Source organism: Rhizobium herbae (assembly GCF_017873135.1).
GTDB classification, from domain to species: domain Bacteria; phylum Pseudomonadota; class Alphaproteobacteria; order Rhizobiales; family Rhizobiaceae; genus Pararhizobium; species Pararhizobium herbae.
Map to the genome: position 1 here is coordinate 1 of NZ_JAGGJV010000013.1, position 19,928 is coordinate 19,928.

The 19,928-nt window shown below is 59.8% G+C and carries 17 protein-coding genes and 2 pseudogenes; 10 read left to right on the top strand and 9 right to left on the bottom strand.

Going from position 1 to position 19,928, the window contains the following annotated elements; translation table 11 throughout:
* On the top strand, positions 1–419 hold a 419-nt coding region (locus J2Z75_RS27180), incomplete at its 5' end, for a HipA domain-containing protein (RefSeq protein WP_209856857.1).
* 151 nt (positions 420–570) lie between these two features.
* Here the strand turns inward: J2Z75_RS27180 and J2Z75_RS27185 are convergent.
* From J2Z75_RS27185 to J2Z75_RS27200, 4 genes are all read right to left on the bottom strand, one after another.
* Entirely contained in the window at positions 571–1,404 is an 834-nt protein-coding gene (locus J2Z75_RS27185; RefSeq protein WP_209856859.1) for an oxidoreductase, read from the bottom strand.
* A 50-nt stretch (positions 1,405–1,454) separates the two neighbouring features.
* A complete protein-coding gene (locus J2Z75_RS27190; protein WP_209856861.1) occupies positions 1,455–1,760 on the bottom strand; it encodes a putative quinol monooxygenase in 306 nt (101 codons plus the stop codon).
* 1 nt (position 1,761) lies between these two features.
* On the bottom strand, positions 1,762–2,427 hold the full coding sequence (locus tag J2Z75_RS27195; protein WP_209856863.1) for an SDR family oxidoreductase: 666 nt from the start codon (positions 2,425–2,427) through the stop codon (positions 1,762–1,764).
* A 62-nt stretch (positions 2,428–2,489) separates the two neighbouring features.
* Complete coding sequence (locus tag J2Z75_RS27200; protein ID WP_209856865.1) at positions 2,490–2,951, bottom strand: VOC family protein; 462 nt, start codon at positions 2,949–2,951, stop codon at positions 2,490–2,492.
* A gap of 117 nt (positions 2,952–3,068) precedes the next feature.
* Here J2Z75_RS27200 and J2Z75_RS27205 point away from each other — a divergent pair, with 117 nt between their 5' ends.
* Positions 3,069–3,953, top strand: a complete 885-nt coding sequence (locus J2Z75_RS27205; RefSeq protein WP_209856867.1) for a LysR family transcriptional regulator — start codon at positions 3,069–3,071, stop codon at positions 3,951–3,953.
* A 454-nt stretch (positions 3,954–4,407) separates the two neighbouring features.
* On the opposite strand, the gene J2Z75_RS27210 is transcribed toward J2Z75_RS27205, so the two are convergent.
* On the bottom strand, positions 4,408–6,042 hold the full coding sequence (locus tag J2Z75_RS27210) for a calcium-binding protein (protein WP_209856869.1): 1,635 nt from the start codon (positions 6,040–6,042) through the stop codon (positions 4,408–4,410).
* Between the two features lie 221 nt (positions 6,043–6,263).
* On the opposite strand from J2Z75_RS27210, the gene J2Z75_RS27215 reads away from it, so the two are divergent.
* The 4 genes and pseudogenes from J2Z75_RS27215 (at position 6,264) to J2Z75_RS27230 (ending at position 9,950) form a co-directional block, all read left to right on the top strand.
* Positions 6,264–7,361, top strand: coding sequence for a sensor histidine kinase (locus tag J2Z75_RS27215; RefSeq protein WP_209856870.1), 1,098 nt, complete (start codon positions 6,264–6,266; stop codon positions 7,359–7,361).
* Positions 7,362–7,390: 29 nt separating this feature from the next.
* Positions 7,391–8,170 carry a LytR/AlgR family response regulator transcription factor gene (locus J2Z75_RS27220; protein ID WP_209856873.1) on the top strand — a complete coding sequence of 260 codons (780 nt, stop codon included), beginning with the start codon at positions 7,391–7,393 and terminating at the stop codon, positions 8,168–8,170.
* 905 nt (positions 8,171–9,075) lie between these two features.
* Positions 9,076–9,207: pseudogene (locus J2Z75_RS29765) on the top strand (Tn3 family transposase); the annotation flags it as partial.
* A 557-nt stretch (positions 9,208–9,764) separates the two neighbouring features.
* Positions 9,765–9,950, top strand: a complete 186-nt coding sequence (locus J2Z75_RS27230) for a hypothetical protein (RefSeq protein ID WP_209857076.1) — start codon at positions 9,765–9,767, stop codon at positions 9,948–9,950.
* On the opposite strand, the pseudogene J2Z75_RS27235 reads toward J2Z75_RS27230, so the two are convergent.
* A pseudogene (locus J2Z75_RS27235) lies at positions 9,947–10,077 on the bottom strand (IS630 family transposase); the annotation flags it as partial. The gene J2Z75_RS27230 and the pseudogene J2Z75_RS27235 overlap by 4 nt on opposite strands.
* Positions 10,078–10,349: 272 nt before the next feature.
* Here J2Z75_RS27235 and J2Z75_RS27240 point away from each other — a divergent pair.
* Entirely contained in the window at positions 10,350–12,236 is a 1,887-nt protein-coding gene (locus J2Z75_RS27240) for a potassium transporter Kup (protein WP_209857078.1), read from the top strand.
* A 250-nt stretch (positions 12,237–12,486) separates the two neighbouring features.
* Here the strand turns inward: J2Z75_RS27240 and J2Z75_RS27245 are convergent, their stop codons facing one another.
* Genes J2Z75_RS27245 through denD form a run of 3 tightly spaced genes read right to left on the bottom strand, consistent with a single transcriptional unit; the run spans position 12,487 to position 16,168 of the window.
* Entirely contained in the window at positions 12,487–14,271 is a 1,785-nt protein-coding gene (locus tag J2Z75_RS27245; RefSeq protein ID WP_209856878.1) for an IlvD/Edd family dehydratase, read from the bottom strand.
* Complete coding sequence (locus J2Z75_RS27250) at positions 14,271–15,188, bottom strand: NAD(P)-dependent oxidoreductase (protein WP_268842103.1); 918 nt, start codon at positions 15,186–15,188, stop codon at positions 14,271–14,273. The genes J2Z75_RS27245 and J2Z75_RS27250 overlap by 1 nt, the downstream gene beginning before the upstream one ends.
* Positions 15,185–16,168, bottom strand: a complete 984-nt coding sequence (gene denD, locus J2Z75_RS27255; protein ID WP_209856880.1) for a D-erythronate dehydrogenase — start codon at positions 16,166–16,168, stop codon at positions 15,185–15,187. The genes J2Z75_RS27250 and denD overlap by 4 nt, the downstream gene beginning before the upstream one ends.
* 221 nt (positions 16,169–16,389) lie before the next feature.
* On the opposite strand from denD, the gene J2Z75_RS27260 reads away from it, so the two are divergent.
* From J2Z75_RS27260 to J2Z75_RS27270, 3 genes are all read left to right on the top strand, one after another.
* The gene (locus J2Z75_RS27260) at positions 16,390–17,820 is read left to right on the top strand and encodes an FAD-binding oxidoreductase (RefSeq protein WP_234937612.1); all 1,431 of its coding nucleotides are present in this window, start codon (positions 16,390–16,392) and stop codon (positions 17,818–17,820) included.
* Positions 17,821–17,853: 33 nt separating this feature from the next.
* Positions 17,854–18,570, top strand: a complete 717-nt coding sequence (locus tag J2Z75_RS27265) for a FadR/GntR family transcriptional regulator (protein WP_209856883.1) — start codon at positions 17,854–17,856, stop codon at positions 18,568–18,570.
* Between the two features lie 184 nt (positions 18,571–18,754).
* Positions 18,755–19,924 carry a fumarylacetoacetate hydrolase family protein gene (locus J2Z75_RS27270; RefSeq protein WP_209856884.1) on the top strand — a complete coding sequence of 390 codons (1,170 nt, stop codon included), beginning with the start codon at positions 18,755–18,757 and terminating at the stop codon, positions 19,922–19,924.
* The last annotated feature ends 4 nt before the right edge of the window (positions 19,925–19,928 follow it).

A 19,928-nucleotide genomic window follows, 5' to 3' on the forward strand; every position in this document is an offset into this window, starting at 1 on the left:
CATCCTCAGCCGCGCTCGAATTCGTCCGCCGACTGGCTTTGGCTGCCGTTACCGGCAATGGCGACATGCACCTCAAGAATTGGTCGCTGATCTATCGTGGGAAGGGCGACAAGCCGGCACTCGCTCCCGTCTACGACGTGCTCTCGACCGTCCCCTATCTTCCAGCGGACGCCATGGCGCTGTCGCTTGCAGGTGAGAGGCCCTTCAAGGCAATGAACGCCCAGCGATGGAAAGTCTTTGCCAATCGTGCACGGCTGCCGGAAGCTGCTGTTATGAAGGCGGTCACCGATACAGTTGAGCGCGTAAACCAGTTCTGGTGGTCCCTGCCTGAACGTGCCGTTATTCCTGAAAAAGTGTTGGAACGGGTCGATGCCCACATAAAGCTGATGACGCCGATCCTCGGCACTTGCGCGGACTAGACATTGGTATCTTTGCGCTAGTCGCTCGTAACTCGTTCGCAGTTCCGTGCTGGAGAAGTGCCGAGCGGGTCGATGGTTCATCCGTTCAAGGCGATGGGAGGCCCGAAAGCGGCCTCCCATCGGACGAAGTTTAACCGGACGAGCGTCGTCATTAGTCAACGGCGAAGTCGGTCGAGACCGAGACGGTGCGCCATTCGGAGAGGATGGCAGCGTCTTGTGCGTGCTTTTTCTCGATCACGGCGACTGTGTCGCTACCGAGCGGCAGGCGGACCGGCGGATTGGGGACGTCGGCGAAGGCGATGAGCGCCTCTGCCAGCTTTTGAGGGTCGCCGGGTTGGTTATGGCTGAGACCGGCCGCTATGGTTCTCACCTTACCGACAGTCGCTTCATAGTCGCCGATGATGTTACCGCTGACCGACAAGGACGAACTGTCGAGGAAGTCGGTGCGGAAATAGCCCGGCTCTACAACCGTGACATGGATGCCAAGCGGCGCGAGTTCGTCATGAAGGGCTTCGCTCAAACCCTCGACGGCAAATTTCGTCGAGGAGTAGACACCGAAACCGGCCGCACCGCGATAGCCTCCGATCGATGAGATATTCAGGATGCGGCCGGAGCGCGCCCGGCGCATGAAGGGCAGGACGGCGCGGGTCACGTTGAGGAGACCAAAGACGTTGGTGCGGTAGACAGCCTCGATTTCGGATACCGTCGCCTCCTCGACAGCGCCCATCAGTCCGAAACCGGCGTTGTTAATCAGGATATCGATCTGGCCGAAGCGATCGATCGCGGCTTTCACAGCTGTGGACGCCTGTTTGTGATCGATCACGTCGAGGGCGACCGGAAGCAGGTTGGGGTGCTCGCCAAACCGTTCGGTGATCGCCTTTGGATTGCGGGCAGTGGCGACGACGGCGTCGCCCTGTGCAAGAGCGCGTGTGGTGACGAGGGCGCCAAAGCCACGCGAGGCGCCGGTGATGAACCAGATTTTCATGAGGGTGTTTCCTTGATGTCGGGTTGACGAGGAAAATGTTGTGCCAGGCCTCAGGGACGCGGCGATGTCATGGTGCAGAATGTCAATTCCATCTCGCGGGCCAGCAGCTCCGGAAAGCGCGCCATGACGGCTTTGGTGTAGGGCTGCTGGAAATGCGCATCGAGATCAGCGCGCGATCGCCAGTTCTCATAGAGAATCCAGATGCTGGGATCGTCGCTGTCGCGGTGCAAGTGATAGTCGATCGATCCCGCCTCAGCGCGGGTCGGTAAGACGAGAGCCTGCAACGCTTCGCCAAGCATCGCGGCACAGTCCGGTTTGGCCTTCAGCCTGGCAATCAAGGTCAATGTTTCGGTCATGTCAGTCTCCATTGAAGGCGTCTGCGGGGTAAACGGCTTCCCAACCTGCGGTCGGGTCCGTTGCCAGCGTCCAGATTGTGTCGGCTGCCTCTCTCGCCTCTATCGATCCGGGGCCGACGAGTGTGGCGATTGTCGCCACCGCGATGCGGATGCGGCGTTCGGCGAGAGGGCCGGCCAAACCTTCGACGACATTTCTCAGGGCCGCCTTGCCAAGGCCGAGACTGGCATAGCCGGCATGGGGTGAGATGGCGAGGCCGCCACCTGTGACCAGGATCGTACCGTCGCGCGCTCCGAACAGCTCGACGGACGCCCGGATCGTGTGAAGGCCGGCAGCGACATTGGTGGCGAGGTCGTCCGTGACCTCATCGTCGCGCATGCTGAACAGATCCTGTTCACGCACGATCGCGGCATTGAAGAGGACCGCCGTCAGCCCGCCGGTGATCCGGTTGGCCTCGGCGACCGCCTTGCGGAGGGCGGTCGGGTCGGTCGCATCGGCTTGCAAAGTCGAGACGAGCAGACCTTGCCCGGAAAGGGTGGCGGACAGACCGGCCAGACGATCGGCATTGCGCGCGGTGAGCACGACGTGCCAGCCTTCCCGCCCGAATTTCTCCGCGACGGCCTGCCCGATGCCCGGGCCAGCGCCGATAATCATGATGGAGTTCGTCATGGGATGTTCTCCTGATGTGCTGGCCATCGCGATGCCGTGACGGCCAGCCGGGTGAGAAAGGGTCACGGCAGGATTTCTGCCAGTTCGATCAGATTGCCGAAGGGATCGCAGAAGAAGGCGAGGCGGCGGCTGATTGCCAAAAGTTCGAACGGCTCGGTGACGATTGTGACGCCGCGTGCCCGCAGTTCCTCGACAGTGGCATCGACGCTTGCGACATTCAGGCAGAAATGGTGGTAGCCGGCATATTTGAGACTGTCGCCGAGATCGGTATAGGGGCGAACATCATTCGGCGACGGATCTCCGCCACCAAGGATTTCCACATAGAAATGGTCGTCGGTGGCGGGTGCCAGATAGGCGAGCTGTTCGTCGGCATAGTCCCATTCGGCGACGACGCGGAAATCGAGCTTCTCGACATACCAGCGCTTGGCGGTTTCGAGGTCTGGCGTGCGGACGGCAACGTGATGGCCACGCATGTCGGCGAAGGGCGATGCAGTGTTGTGGGCGGGAGGAACGAAGTCGGCCATTGTCTTGTCTCCTGTTTGGTCCGGCATCAGCGCCGGGTTGCGAGGAGAAATCTGGACCTTTTCGACGATAAGAATTAGAGAGTTAATCTTCCTCTCAATGATGAGTGAGATTTGACAATGCGCAGCACGGATCTCTCGGAACTGGCCGCCTTCGATGCGGTTGCCCGTCACCGCAACTTTCGCCGGGCCGGCGAAGAGCGCGGGGTGACGGCTTCAGCGATTAGCCATGCGGTGGGCAATCTCGAGGCACGCGTGGGCATTCGCCTGCTCAACCGGACGACCCGTAGCGTGTCGCTGACCGATGCCGGCGCGATGTTGCTTGCGCAACTGTCGCCGGCCTTCGGGGAAATCGGCTCGGCGCTCGATGCCCTCAACCAGTTTCGCGACACGCCGTTCGGCAAGGTTCGCATCAATGCGCCCAATTCAGTCGCACCCTTCGTGTTCCGCTCAGTGATTGGTCCACTCATCGCAAAAAATCCCGGTCTCCAGCTGGAAATCGTCGCCACCGACCGCCTCGTCGACATTGTGGAGGAGGGGTTCGATGCTGGCATCCGTCTCGGCGAAAGCCTGCGCGATGGCATGACGGCTGTGAAGATCAAGCCGCGGCTGCGGTTTGCCGTCGTAGGCTCTACAAGCTATTTCAAGCGTCATCCGCTTCCCAAAACCCCGGATGATCTGCGTCAGCATGCCTGCATCCGCAATATCTATCCAAGCGGCAAACCCTATGCGTGGGAGTTCAGCCGCGCCGGCAAGATCATCGAGTTCGAGCCGACCGGGTCTCTTTCGCTGGATGACCACGAACTGATGGTCGAGGCAGCACTCTCAAGCGTGGGGCTGGCTTATGTCTGGGAGGAACGGGCGCGCCCCTATATCCGGAATGGCAGCCTGGTCGAATGCCTGGCATCCTGGGGTGCGCCCGAGGACTGGCTTTATCTTTATTACCCGACGCGGAAATACCTGTCGGCTGGCCTGCGCGCCGTCATCGAGGCGCTTCGTGTATGAATGGACTGGCGCACCGACGGTTCGATTCCTATCAAGGCGAAAACGACTGACGTCCAGGCAGATGCAGAGATTGTTTCCGCATCTGCCTAGACAATGTGGATCAGCTATTCATCGGACCGGCTATGCGCTCCCAAACCTGATTGAGAATTCTCGCCGCGAGCGCTGCCTTGTCCTGCGGTAGGATCAGTTCAGAGGGGGACAGCCGCAGCAATTTCGCCCGACGATGAAGCGACGGGAGCGCTAAAACACCTAGAAGACTGTCCGAATGTTCAGATAGGCTGACGAGAAATCCGATATATTCCGCGAAACCGACCTGGGATGGCTCGTCCTTGACGGTTTGATAGAAGCATTGCGAAGCGTTGTGAGATGAGAGTCCTGGATACGAGGGTGGTGCGACGCGGGCGACATTCAGCTACGAACACCGCTCGCGCAGTAGCGGATTAGTGATCCGTTTCTACAGCAGGAAATCATCCTTGCCGAGCGAAGCGAGATTGTCGATGTGGATGGAAAAGTCCGCCTTACCGTCGCCGTTCACGTCGCCATAGACGTAAATATCCGATGCATTCTTCTCGAAGCGCAGTTCGCCGGCGGTCTTGGAGAAACCTTTCGTGCCGATGAAAGTGAAGGCATCGTTTGTCGTGGTGCCAACCTTTGCGTCGATGGCTTTCAGATCGATCCGGTCGCCCTTGGCAAAATCAAAAACCGTATCCCGCCCGGCTTCGGAGACTGTGGACGCCTGCAGGGAGCCGAAGACGAAGCTATCTTTGCCGGAACCGCCGTAGAGGTCGTCGCTGCCGAGGCCGCCAATCAGCCGGTCGTCGCCAGAGCCGCCTTTCAGGATATCGTTGCCCCCCGCGCTAGCGAGCGTGTTCTTGCCGCTGTTGCCCGTGATGGCGTTGGCAAGCCCGTTTCCCTTTCCGCTGATATCGCCGGTGCCTGTCAGGGACAGGTTCTCGACATTCGACGTCAGCGTGTAGGTTATTGAGGATCGGACAATATCTGATCCGGCGCTGGCTTTCTCAGTTACCATGTCGTCCTTGTTGTCGATGACGTAGCTGTCGTTACCGGTGCCGCCTTCCAATGTGTCCGCGCCTGTTCCACCATCGAGCGTGTCATTGCCGGCGCCCGCGCGCAGGGTGTCGTTGCCGCTGCCGCCGATGACCTTGTCGGTGCCGCCGTAGCCGATATAGAGGTCATTGCTACCGCCGAGATCGATGGTCGACCCGGAATTGACGAAGCGGGTGAGTCCGGACAGATTGAAAATGTCCGCAGATGACGTGCCGTTCAGCGTATACCCGTCGCGATCCAGTTGCTCCACGCCCGCGGCGGAATCAAGAATGAGCCGATACCGCGTCGCAGCGCCTTCCAAGCGCACGGTATCGAAGCCGGAGCCGCCCAGAAACACGTCCGAATTCTTGTCGGCAATAAGAAAGGTGTCGTCGCCCGTACCGCCGTCAAACGTATCTGCGCCGCTGCCGCCGGAGAACACGTCGTCGCCGGCGCCGCCAAATAGCTTGTCATTGTCGCCGCCGGCATTGACGAAGTCCGCACCGGCATGACCGATGTAATCATCGTTTCCCGCGCCAAGGTTGATAACCTCTCCACCATATCTGATGGAGGAGACTCCGGAGAAATCGAAGTTGTCGGCATAATTCGTGCCGGAGAGCGTGAAGCCGTTCAGATCGAGAATTTCGACGCTGGCCTCCTTTGGGAGAATGAGACGCTGATAGGCGACAAAGTCATCGAGCCGGATCCTGTCGGTTCCCAAGCCGCCGCGAAACGTATCCATGAGGTCGTCTTCCACAACGAAGAGATCGTTGCCGGCCCCGCCGTCGAAATGGTCATTGCCGCGTCCGCCGTAGAGAGTGTCGTTTCCGAGGCCGCCGTAGAGCTTGTCCCCACCATCGTCGCCAAGCAGCGTGTCGTTGCCGCCTCCGCCATAGATGTTGTCATTGCCGCCGCCGCCGCGCAGATAGTCATTGCCGGTTTCGTCTTCCGGAAAGCTATCCTTTCCATAGCCGTAGATATTGTCAGGGCTGCTGCTTCCGGTAATCCTGTCGGCCCCTAGCGCTCCATAATAAGTTGCCACGATCGCATCCTTCCTTTTAACGAAAACGGTGTGCTGACGGGACCCGGATTCGCCTGGCACCGTCGTCGCCGCCACCATTTCGTGATGAAAACAACGGGGCAAGGCAGCTCCGCCGAACAACAAAGGATAGCGGTCTGGCGCACGCGATTTTCGACGAACGACTGAAATCAGCCGACGAGCGCGGCTCGACACGGACCCGAACGGCAGCGATTATCCAAAACATGACCCTCGATCACGCACAAACCTCGCTATCTTCCGCACTGGCCGATGCACCCGGCCCGACCGTCTTCGGACGCGAGGTCGTAACACTGGGGGTTGCCTTCGCCGCCGCTCTGTTCGTCGTTTCCAGCGTCGTCTGGGGGATTGCCGGGGTCGATCCCTTTCAATCGGCATTGGGCAAGATGGTCGGCATCACCGGCGATGCGGTGCTCGCGGTGATGATCACCCTGGTTCTTTGGCAGATCAGGGCACGGAGCCTGGGGTTAAAGGCACTCGTGGCCTGTTGCCTGTCGCTGGCCGCCGCCCCGATCTCCGGCCTCATCGACTGGGGTTTCCATATTTTCTGCGTCTGGCCGCGGTCGGTCCCCTTCAACGCCCAGTATTTCGCGCAAGTGGTGGTTTTCACCACGTCGGAGCTGTTCGGCTGGTCCTGCCTCTATCTTGCGCTCCAGTATAATTCGCAAATGCGCGAGTCGGAGAAGCATCTGGCCGCTGTCCGGGAAGAGGCGCTCTATGCCCGGATGCGGGCGCTGCAGTACCAGGTGAACCCGCACTTCCTGTTCAACACGCTCAACTCTGTCGCCGGCCTGATGGAGGAGGGATCGACCGAAACGGCGCGCGACATGGTACTGCGGCTGGCAAACTTCCTGCGCCGGACGCTTGCCCTGGATCCGATGGCGGATGTCCGGCTGGATGCGGAAATCGAGCTGCAACTGGACTACCTGCGGATCGAGGAGGCGCGTTTCTCCGACCGGTTGGAAATCAGGCTGGAGGTCGATCCCTCTCTTCGCGCCGCCAGGGTTCCGGGGCTCATTCTTCAGCCTCTGGTAGAAAACGCCGTCAAGCATGGCGTTGCACAGACGCCCGGGGCGGCCATTCTGATCATCGGCGCGCGCAGGGACGGTGATGGCTCACTCCGGCTCTGGGTGGAGAACTCCGTACCGTCCGGCGAAACATCCGGAACAGAGGGCATGGGGATCGGGCTTGCTAATGTCGCCAACCGGCTTGCGGCGCGCTATGCGGGTGCCGGCGCTTGCATCGCCGTTCCGGCAGGCCATGGGCGCAATCGCGTTGAAATACGCATGCCGCTTGTTCGATGATGACCTCGCTCCCTCTCCGGATACTTGTCGTGGACGACGAACAGATCGCGCGCAGGCGCCTGCTTCGGCTTTTACGATTTATCGATGATGTGATCGTGGTGGGCGAGGCGGGCGATGTGGATGCCGCCGTCGCTGCCGTTCAGGCACTGCGGCCGGACATGTTACTGCTCGATGTGCAGATCCCCGGCGGCGATGGTTTCGCGGTTATCGAGCGCCTCGGCCGGGAATCGCCGTTGGTCGTCTTCGTGACGGCTTTCGACCACCATGCGTTGCGAGCCTTCGAGATGGAGGCCGTGGATTACGTGACGAAGCCTGTGGACCCCAGTCGTCTCGCGAGGGCTATCCATCGTGCACGAACCGCGGTAGCCGGGCAGGGGCGCGACGAACAGATAGCCGATCTCCTGACGACGGTCGATACATTGCGGCGGTCGCTGCGCCAGAGCCAAGACTATATTCACGCCCAGTCGTTCTGGGTCAGAAGCCGTGGCGTTCACCAGAGGATTGGAATAGAAAGCATCGACTATATCCAGGCTGAACGCGACTATGTCCGCCTGTTTGTCGGCGGTCAGTCGCACCTTGTCTCCGAAACTATATCTTCCATGCAGGATCGTCTCGCGCCCATGGGCTTCCTGCGCGTTCATCGTAGCACCCTGGTACGGAGCGAGGCGGTGGTACAGATACTGCGAGGTCGATACGGCGCGTTCACGCTGCGCCTGAGGGACGGCACCGCGTTACAGGTCGGGCGCACATACGCGCAGGCCCTGCAGACAGTACTCGGTATTCCGCAACCGGAAAAGGGCAACGGATAGCCATTCGAAGTGGCGATACAACCACGAATCAGCACGCCCGACCGTGCCGGCGGTGCGATTGAGGGTTACTCGGCTACAGCGCGGTGGCAACCATGGTCGCCGCGGACTTTCTCTTCTGACAGCGCCCTTACCCAAAAAAGTTGTCGGCGCGGCGGGCAATCCGTCGCGTCTTCCCGTTTGATTATTATTGAAAGTCAATGCGATAGGCTTAAGTTCGAGGCAACGCCTGTTCTATTCCCCTCAAGGCGATTACGCCAATCCAGCATTCTCAATGGTCACGCTATCGCGCATCTCAAACGAAATCGTGACCACATTCGCAGGGTAGTTTCAGCGCATTCAATGCGCTGAACATTTTGTTACCCCGCCTGAAGACATCATTTTGCAACGGTTCGTTTACGCCCGAACACGAAAGCCTCGCAACAACCCTCCTGCTGATCGGCGGGATGGCGTTGCTAGTGGGCTTGGCGGCCAGCCTGGCGCTGGTTCTATGGCCACTTTAAATGCAACTTGATGATTTACCGTTCTGGTTTGGAAGCTTCGTCCCGCCAAGAAAATCAAGAGCCTTCCCGGGTTAGCGTAAAAAAACGTTTCCGAACGGCGCTATCCGTTCGCCTATCGCTCTTGACGAAGTGCGAACGCCAAAATCTCAAACCGTTGCCACCAGGAGATGCGGCATATGCCTGCGCAAACGTCGAGGGCGCGTTGGCAAACAAAATCACTCGCCTCGGTGTCGATATCCGCAGTGGAGCATACCGATCTGCAGTCGAAGTTGAGAGTGGTTGGCTGAGGCGTCGGGACGCGGTGGTTCAAGTCGCAGGGCGCAAGCCGAGAATGACGAGATCGGAGGACCAGTTAAATCCCAAGTGCCTTGTGCACGCCTGTCCGATTTCCATCACTTATCGGTAGCCAGCGACTTTGTCTTTGCGTTGTTCGACCTGATCGGCAGGCCCTTTGGCCCGAGGCTTCGCAACATCAAGGACCGGAAATTGCACGCCTTCGAGAAGGCTGATGCCTATCCGGCGATGGCCAACCTTATTCCTGGCTGATCCCGGCAAGGGTCGAGAGTTGATCGTGTTCTTGTCTGCTTCGCTCGTGCGGGTTCAACCACTCTTTCATCAGGCCCTTGATGTGTGGCCATCGGCAACACGAATACAACGGGACTAAGCAACTCCGCTTATAGAACATTGCTCATCCTGAAGCGGCGAACATGACCGCCACTCGCGGCTCCGTGGCTGCAGAGAGCAGACTGATCAACCGTCAGGGCTCATTGCGCCGCGCGGAACTATGTTGCGTTGCAACAAGGCCTTGAGGAACGCAATTCCTAAACGGGGCGCCAAATATCATACTATTAAAATTAAATTCTACCATTTTCTGTTGCCGAATTGACAAACCCGACATGTAATGTACGTTCAAACCCTGTTAGCTGACAGGTCCGACCCCAGATGACGAGGAGACTATCTTGAATATTTTCACAAGAACCTTGTCTCTCATTTCCATCCGGAAGGTGCATGGCTGTCGCGATCGAATGTGACGCAAACCGCGTCCACCCGTATCCGTGCCAATCAGTATTCCGCCTTGATCGGAGAAATCAGTGATGAAGCAGGTTGTCGAATACCAGGGTATTCCGGTCGGTGTTCTTATCCCGCGTGACGGCTGCCTTGCCTTCATGGCAGTGAAGTACGATGTCATGGAGCTTGATGGCAGAAGCTTTTCGTCAGCTGCGGAGGCGCGCGAGGCAGTGAGAGCCCACGTGACACAACGCGTCGCCCTTGCAGCCTAGAGCGTTGATTCCAACGCTTGGTGCCCACGTTTTACGCTGCAATGATCTCATCCGGGTCTGCTTTCCAGATGTATGGCCGCGGTTTCTGGTTGTACTCCGTGATGAAGCGGTTGACGGCCGCCTGGACCGTTCGCCCTGGGGCAGACGTCGAAGTTTCCGTGTTCCGTCGAATTTGTAATCGACGCACCGCTGGTCACGGTTGGAAAACCTCACCTTCCCCTCGGTGTCCTCTTGCTGTTTGGACCCAAGGTGCCTAAGCAGCTGAAGGCTTGGCAAGTCCCGAGGAGGCATAGCACGCCGCCCATCGATCAGCGCCAGCGAGTGGCAGGTTGAACCGTGGCCTGTCTCGCTGTAGAGCTTGATGCTGGAATCCGGAGACCGAGCTTGACGCCTGATACAGTGTCGAACGGTGGCGAGGGCCACCTCGCCGAAAAAGCGAACTTTCGCATTCTGGTTTTGGGAGCGATCGGAGTCGTGTACGGCGATATCGGTACCAGCCCGATCTATGCCTTCCGTGAGGCGCTTCATGCGTCAAAGCAGTCCGCTGGCGGAACCGTCACGGAGATTCTCGGGCTTCTTTCCCTTATTGTCTGGGCTTTGACCATTGTCGTCACGGTCAAGTATGTCGGTTTCGTTTTGAAGGCTGACAACCAGGGAGAAGGTGGCACGCTTTCCTTGATGACGCTTGCCCGAAACAGCTTGAAGGGCCGCCCTGTCTGGGTTCTTGTTCTCGGCATCATCGGTGCGTCGCTGTTTCTCGGTGATGCCATCATCACCCCGGCGATTTCCGTACTCTCGGCAGTGGAAGGGCTGGAGGTCCTTGCGCCGCGGCTCGCCGATTGGGTCGTGCCGATCACGCTGTGCATTATCGTCGCGCTTTTCTTCGTCCAGAGATTTGGGACCGGTCGCGTGGCATCCGTATTCGGACCGATCACCGCGCTGTGGTTTCTCGCGCTTGGTGTCTCAGGCCTTGTTCATATCTTTGAAGCGCCCGGCGTTTTGGCCGCTCTCAATCCCTACTACGGCGTCCGCTTCCTGATCGATCATTCGCATATTTCCATCGCCGTGCTTGGTGCGGTCTTCCTGGCCGTCACAGGTGCAGAGGCCCTCTATGTCGATCTCGGGCATTTCGGCCGCCGACCGATCGTCTTTGCCTGGCTCGCGCTGGTGTTTCCCTGCCTTCTGCTGAATTATTTCGGGCAGGGGGCTTTCGTGCTGACCCATCTGGAGTCCGTCGAGCATCCCTTCTTCGAGATGCAACCAGAATGGGCGCTGCTGCCGATGGTGGTTTTGGCTACAATGGCAACCGTCATTGCCAGCCAAGCGGTGATCTCAGGTGCTTTCTCGCTCATGAGCCAGGCGATGCACCTCAACCTGCTACCCCGTTTCACCGTGCTCCACACCTCTGACACGCAGGCAGGGCAGATCTTCATGCCGCAGGTCAACTTCCTGCTGCTGATCTCCGTCGTCCTGCTGGTGATCGGCTTCAAAAGTTCGAGCGCCCTGTCCGCGGCTTACGGGATCGCAGTGACCGGGGAGATGCTCGTGACAGCCGTTCTGTTACTCGTCGTGATGCGGCAGATATGGCGCTGGCGGCTCTTGGCGGCACTCGCAGTCGTCATCCCGCTGCTCATTATCGATGCCGGGTTCTTTGCTGCAAATGTCGCGAAGTTCACCCAAGGCGGTTGGGTGCCCGCCGTTGTCGCCATCTTCGTCGCCTTCCTGATGCAGACATGGATATCGGGACGTAAATTGCTGTCAGACCGAACCAAGGCCGACGATGTGCCGTTGAACTTCCTTCTCGACAATCTGACGAAGAAGAAACCCAACACAGTTCCCGGAACGGCGATCTTTCTGACCAGCGAAGTTGAAGGCGCTCCAACGGCTCTGCTTCACAGCCTCAAACACTATAAGGTCCTCCACGAACACAACGTGATTCTGAGTGTGGTGACATCCAGTTCGCCGATCGTGCCGGACGACGAGAAGATCCATTTTGAAAGCTTCAATCCTCTGTTCAGTCGCGCCGTCATCACCTTCGGCTATATGGAGACGCCGAACATTCCGAGGGCTCTCGCGCTGGCACGCAAGCTCGGCTGGAAGTTCGATATCATGTCGACGTCGTTCTTTTTGTCGCGCCGCACGATCAAGCCGTCGGCGAGGGGCGGAATGCCGCTTTGGCAGGATCGCGTGTTCATCGGTCTTGCCCGGAATGCCAGTAACGCCACCGAGTACTTCCAACTTCCGACGGGCCGTGTGGTTGAACTCGGAATTCAGGTCACGATCTGATCGTGAGCACCCTGGCGCACGACGCTGTCGGACCTGGAAAACCGGGTGAAGGGTGATCCCTTCGTGGAAGAGAAGGTCGTCACGGCGGGAATTCTCGAGATCACACCCACGAAGGTCGACGAGCGGCTGGAATTTCTGCTCGGCTGATCGACGCCTGCGCGGCAGTTGTGCCTACAAGCCCGAAGCCGACGGCTTTAGTAGAAGAAGGGGCGGCGATAGCAGCCGTTGTGTGTATGGATGTTCACCAACCTTAGTGGTTATGTCGTGGCAGCTTTTCAGCAAGTTTACGAAATTCCGGGGCGCCTTCGATGATGGCGCCATCGGACAGTTGCGTTACGGTGCGGCGGTACAGCATCTGCCATGGCGTGGCATCCGCCGGAACGGCGGGAATGCCCTCTGACTTGCGCCGTTCGATTTCCTCCGGCTCGACCAGCATGTCGCAACGGCCATGGTTGAAATCGATGCGAATGATGTCGCCGCTGCGCACATAGGCAAGGCCGCCGCCTGCCGCACTCTCAGGAGAAGCGTTGAGGATCGACGGGCTGTCAGCCGTGCCAGACTGTCGGCCGTCGCCGATCGTTGGTAGACTAAGGATACCCTTCTTGATCAAATGATCCGGCGGCTGCATATTGACCACTTCGGCCGAGCCAGGCCAGCCGAGCGGGCCAGCGCCGCGGATCACCAGGATCGTGCGCTCGTCGATATCCAGTGCCGGGTCATTGATACGTCTGTGATAGTCCTCAGACCCATCAAACACGGCCGCCTTGCCGTCGAACACGCCTTCCTTGCCCGGTTCACGGAGATAACGCTCGCGGAATTCGGCTGAGACGACGCTCATCTTCATGATGGCGAAATCAAAAAGATTGCCCTTCAAGACCAGGAAGCCTGCGCGCTCCTTGAGCGGCGCATCGAAGGGCAGGATGACCTCACGGTCGCTCGCCTCCCGGTTCTCCAGATTTTCCGCCATGGTCTTGCCGGTCACTGTCGCACAGCCGCCCTCCAGCTTGCCGACTTGCAGCAGTTCCCACATGATGGCGGGCACGCCGCCAGCTCTGTGAAACCGCTCGCCGAGATAGGCGCCCGCCGGCTGCATATTGGCCAGCAGCGGAATGTCGAAGCCATACGTCTGCCAGTCGTGGGGATGCAATTCGACCCCGGCATGCTTGGCCATTGCGGCGAGATGCGGCTGCGCATTGGTCGAACCGCCGATCGCTGAATTCACTCGGATCGCGTTGAGAAAAGCCTCCCGCGTCAGGATATCCGACGGTTTGATATTCTGCAGCACCAGTTCGACTGCCCGCCGCCCGGTGCGATAGGCCATCTGGCCCCGTTCGCGATAGGCGGCCGGGATGGCGGCGCAGCCGGTCAGTGACATGCCGAGCGCCTCCGCCATGGCATTCATCGTCGAGGCGGTGCCCATGGTGTTGCAATGGCCGATCGACGGCGCGGAATCGAGCGCCGACTGCAGGAATTCCTCACGCGTGATTTCCCCTGCCGCATATTTGCGCCGCGCCCGCCAGATGACCGTGCCGGATCCGACCAGATCGCCATCATGCCAACCGTCGAGCATCGGGCCGCCGGAAAAGACGATTGCCGGAATATCGACGGTCGAGGCAGCCATCAGCGCCGAGGGCGTGGTTTTGTCGCAGCCGGTGGTCAGCACGACACCGTCCAGCGGATAACCGTAGAGAATTTCGACCAGACCGAGATAAGCGAGGTTCCGGTCGAGTGCCGCGGTCGGTCGCTTGCAGTTTTCGAACAGCGGATGCGTAGGGAACTCGATCGGGATGCCGCCGGCATCGCGAATGCCGTCGCGGATGCGCTTGGCAAGCTCGATATGGTGACGGTTGCAGGGGTTGATATCGCTGCCACTTTGAGCAATCCCGATGATCGGTTTGCCGGAGCGCAGCTCTTCCGGCGTCGTGCCGTAATTCATGAATCGCTCGAGATAGAGCGCCGTCATGTCCAGATGATCGGGATTGTCGAACCAGTCCTGCGAGCGCAGACGACGCCCAACGTTATTATCCTCAACCATTATTTCCGTCCCTCACTTTCGGCGGCATTCATCGCTTCCAGATGCAGCAGCAAGCCGCTGTGATCCATGTCGCCGCCGCCGGCCGCCACGAAGTCGCTAAACTCTCGGCGCACCTGCTCGGTCAAAGGCAGGTCCAGCGAAAACAGATCTGCCATGGCTTTCACCGCGTCGAGATCCTTCAGCTGGAATTTCGACGGCCCGCCCGGCACGAAATTACGCGTCACCATGCGCGCACCGTGCAATTCCAGAATGCGGCTCTCTGCAAAACCGCCGCGAATGGCTTCGCGGAATTTTTCGCGTGATGCCCCGCCGGCTTCGGCGAGCATCATCGCTTCTGCGACAGCCCCGATGGTGATGGCAACGATCTGCTGGTTGGCCAGCTTGCAGATCTGTCCGGCACCGGACGGCCCGACATTGGTCACTCGGCCAAGGACCGCAAACACATCGGCGAGCCCATCGATCACATCCGCGTCGCCACCGGCCATGATGGCCAGCGTTCCCGCCTGCGCGCCGACCACGCCACCGGAGACCGGCGCATCGACATGCGCTATTCCGAGCGCCTTCAGGCGAGCCGAATGGTCCTTGGCAATCGGCGGCGAGATTGAGCTGCTGTCGACCACAATGGTACCTTCGACCAAAACCTCGGCCGCGCCAGCGTCAAACAGCACCGCGTCGACGGCCTTGCCGTCGCTCAGCATGGTGAAGACGATGTCGCAACCCTTGGTCGCCGCAGCAGCTGTGTGAGCAACCACCGCACCATCCGAAAGCAGAACTTCGGCCTTGGAGTGATCGCGATTCCAGACTGTGACCTGATGACCGGCGGCGAGTAGCCGCCGGGCCATTGGAGCACCCATCAGCCCTGTTCCGAGAAAGGCGATCTTACGCGGTCGCCCTTGCTCCAGACCTGTTTCGCTCAAAGTTCTCCTCCCAGTTCATCCTCGATATGCACGCGAATGATCTCATCAAAGGAGGTTTCCGCAGTAAAGCCAAGCGCTTTCGCGCGCGTGGCCTCGAAACCGGGAGCCCAACCGGCGACCATCTTGATGATCATCTCGTCCGGCTCACGGCGGATCAATGCGACCGCCTTGTCGCCGGCCGCGCGGCGCAGCGCCTCGATCTGTTCACCCACGGTGGCACTGAGGCCCGGCATGGAGAGAGCCCGGCGTGGTCCGACCTTCTCCAGATCAATGGTTGCCCCATGGATAAGGAAGCCGACCGCCGAGCGCGGCGAGGTGTGCCAGTGGCGAACGTCTTCGGCTACCGGCAAAATGGCTTCCTTGCCAACCAGCGGCTCGCGCAGAATATTGGAGAAGAAGCCGGACGCTGCCTTGTTCGGCTTGCCGGGACGGATGCAGATCGTCGGCAGGCGGATGGCAATGCCGTCAAAAAAGCCGCGGCGGCTGTAGTCGGACAAAAGCAATTCGCAGATCGCCTTCTGGGTGCCGTAACTGGTCAGTGGCGTCGTATGATAGTCGTCCGGGATCGGATAAGGCAGCGGCGCACCGACGACGGCGATCGACGACGTGAAGACGACGCGCGGCCTGTACCCATCGACGCCATTTGCAAGGCGAATGGCGTCGAACAGGTAGCGTGTGCCATCGAGATTGATCCGATAGCCCTTCTCGAAGTCGAGCTCGGCCTCGCCCGAAACGATTGCCGCCAGATGGAAGATCACATCGGGTTGGGCGGCAACCAGCGATTCCGCTTCGCCAGGCGCCGATAGATCGGCCTCCTTGGCGTTGACCTTGCCGGTAAAACCGTCAGGAGCCTGCGGGGTCACGACGTCCACCAAGGTTAATTCGCTGATCGGCTTGCCGCCGAGCTCGCCGTCGGCAGAAAGCTTGGCCGCGAGTTTGCGGCCAACCATGCCAGCCGCGCCGATGATCAGGATATGCATCAGGTCTCTCCTCCCTGGATTTGACCGCCCTAAAATCGCTTAGAAACCCCTCAATGAAAGGCGGGCAAAATTTCTATTGTAAGGTTGTCTGATAACCTTATATGATCGAGTTGAAAATAGAATATTTGGCACGCCGACGAAAAAAACTCCGCCCCTTGAAAAGGGGTAGGCGGTCTCGAAGCGGCAGTCTGGGAAAAAGATAAGACATGAAGACGGACGTCATGTGTACATTAGTGGCTCTGCAGGCATCCCTGCGCGCGGCATTGACGAACGACATGGTGCTGACGGATACCGAGGAGATGCTGCGCTTTTGTCGGGACTGGCACGGCGATGTGACCAGCAGCGCCGTCGCGGTGTTGCGCCCGCGCTCGACCGAGGATGTTGCCGCTGCCGTTCGTGCCTGTCGTGAGCTCGGTGTTTCGATCGTTCCCCAAGGTGGAAATACCGGATTGGTGCTGGGCAGCATTCCGGATCGGCCGGAAAGCCAGGTGGTTCTGAGCCTCGAGCGCATGAGCGCCATCCGCAATATCGACGCAGACGACTTTTCGGCGGTGGTCGAAGCCGGCTGCATCCTGTCGGAGCTAAAGGACCGGATCGCCGAAAAGAACATGTATTTCCCGCTGGCGCTCGGCGCCCAGGGCTCCTGCCACATTGGTGGTAATGTTTCGACCAATGCGGGCGGCATCAACGTGCTGCGTTATGGCATGACCCGCGAACTGGTGCTGGGCCTGGAAGTGGTGCTGCCCGACGGCACGATCTTCAATGGTCTGTCGACCCTGCGCAAGGACAATCGCGGCATCGATCTGAAGCAGCTCTTCATCGGTGCCGAAGGCACTCTCGGCATCATCACTGCCGTGTCGATCAAGCTGATGCCCTTCCCGGATCAGGTGGCAACCGCTCTGCTCGGGCTGAACTCTCTTGAGGATGCCATCAAGCTCTATCGACGCGCCCGGCGCGATTGCAGCGACCTGATGTCGGCCTTCGAATTCATGCCGCCGCTGGCCTTCGTCCTGGCAAGGGAAGCGATCCCGGATCTTCCGATGCCGATCGCCGGCGATTATCCGGCCTATGTGCTGATGGAAATTTCCGGCTCCGGTCTCGTCGATATCGCCGACCTGATGGAGCGCTTCCTCGGCAGCGTGATGGAAGACGGCCTGGTGGTCGACGGCGTGATCGCCGCCTCGCAGGCCCAGGCCCGCAATCTCTGGCTTTTCCGTGAAGGCATGAACGAGGGGCAGGCCAAGCGCGGCCCGCATATGCGCACCGACATTTCCGTGCCGCTCCATCGTCTTGCCGATTTCGTGCGCGATGCCGAACAGGCGGTGTCTGAGGCGCTGCCCGATTGTATCAGCGTGTCCTACGGTCATGTCGGCGACGGCAATGTGCATCTGAATGTCCTGCCGCCATCCGGCAGCTCGCCGGACGAGGCGGCCGCCAAGATTTATAAGGCCAAGGCGGTGGTGAATCGGGTCCTGGACGGTTACGACGGCAGCATCAGCGCCGAGCACGGCATCGGCCGCCTGAAACGTGCCGATTTCGAAGAGCGGCTGGCTCCTTCGCGGCGCGCATTGCTGACTGCCCTGAAGCAGGCCATCGATCCTTCGATGGTGATGAACCCGGGCTGCCAATTGAATTTTCCCGGCATATCGTAGAATAGTCTGGCATTATCAGGGGCGGACAACAGCATGACGGCGGACTTCAGCCAAATCAGACGGATCGAGCATCTTCCGGCCCGCATCGCCAGCCATATCGGCAAGGAGATCGCCGAGGGCCGGGTCATGGCCGGCGAGAAGCTGCCGACCGAGCATATTCTGGCCAAGACCTTCGGCGTCAGCCGCTCCGTGGTGCGCGAGGCGATCGCCCAGCTGCGCAACGAGGGGCTGGTCGAGACCCGCCAAGGTGTCGGTGCTTTCGTCACCGAAGCATTAAGGCGCGGTTCCATTCGTATTGAGCAGGCGGATCTCCATGACCGCGAGAGCTTTCGTAGCCTCTTCCAGCTCCGCATGCCGCTGGAGATCGAGGCTGCGGGGCTTGCCGCAGTCCATCACGACGACGCCGATCTGAAGAAGCTGGACGATTCGCTGGCGCGGATGACAGGTGCCGAGAAATGGACCGATCAGGGGATCGTTGCTGACCTGGTATTTCACCGTGCCCTGGCAGCCGCGACCCACAACGAGTATTATCCGCTGTTTATCGGCTTCATTGCCGAGCGCATCAGCCTTGCCATAAATGCAGCGCGGGCCGCCGCCGTCCTTGAGGAAATCGTCGAGGTGACGATTGCCGAACACGTCGCCATCCGGGACGCCGTAGCGACACGAGATCCTTTAGTGGCCCGCACCGCAATGCGCCATCACATCATGGGGGCTGCAGGCCGGCTGGACTTGACGCTCGAGGTATACTGAAGTCGCCGGTTTGCCCGATCGCCACGGTGCAGGCCCTTATGGTTTTTCTCGACCCCGGGCCTTGGCCTCTGGACAGGTGGAGTAACTCATACTAGAAATGTGAGTGGAGCGTTGTCAGACATCCTGACAATAGGGCAAGCTACGCTGGAGGGCAGGCTTTCCCGGAGACTGGGGAGGACTACATTTGAATTCCGGGTATGTATTGCGTGCAGAGTCCATCTTGCCGGATGACGTTGCCGATGCTCTTCTGGTCGGACGCGTCTGGTCGAAGGCGAACGCTGGCCCGTGCCCGGTGACAATTTCCGGTGGTCGCGTTCTGGACCTGACGAGCGTTGCCGCCACCATGTCGGCCCTTCTCGAAACAGAAAACCTTGTAGATATCCTGCGCGATACATCAGGCCTACCAGACCTTGGTGCCCTCGATAGCTTCCTGTCCGGGGACAACGGCACGGTTCTGGCCCCGATCGACTTGCAGGCCATCAAGGCCGCCGGCGTGACCTTTGCCGACAGCATGCTGGAACGGGTCATCGAGGAGCAGGCCAAGGGAGACCCGCTGCGAGCCCAAGCCATCCGTGGCAAGCTTGCGCCAGTTCTCGGAGATAGCCTTCGCGGTCTGGTCGCCGGTTCGGAACAGGCGGCTAAGGTCAAGAGTCTGCTGCAGGACATGGGCCTCTGGTCGCAATATCTGGAAGTCGGAATCGGCCCCGATGCTGAAATCTTCACCAAGTCTCAGCCGATGTCGTCCGTCGGTTGTGGCGCTCTTGTCGGCATCCATCCGATTTCGCAATGGAACAATCCGGAGCCGGAAGTGGTCCTCGCGCTGCGCTCGGACGGCACGATCGTTGGCGCTTGCCTGGGCAATGACGTAAACCTGCGCGATGTCGAAGGCCGCTCAGCGCTACTGCTCGGCAAGGCCAAGGACAACAACGCGTCCTGCTCGATCGGCCCCTTCATCCGCCTGTTCGACGACGCCTTCACAATGGAAGACCTGCGCCGCGTCAGGGTCTCGCTTTTGGTGCATGGCGAGGACGGCTTCGAGATGACGGGCGAAAGCCCGATGGAAGCTATCAGCCGCTCACCGGAAAACCTCGCCTCGCAGCTGAGAAACCGCAATCACCAGTATCCGGATGGCGCCGTGCTGTTTCTCGGCACCATGTTTGCTCCCGTCAAGCACCGGCGTGGCACCGGGCTCGGCTTCACCCATGAGGTCGGCGATCGTGTGGAAATATCGACAAGCAAGCTCGGCCGCCTAGTTAACTGGGTAGAGCGCAGCGATGCCTGTCCGGAATGGACATTCGGCGTCGGAGCACTCATTCGCAACCTGGCCGGTCGCGGTCTTCTGGAAAAGGCGTGAGGCA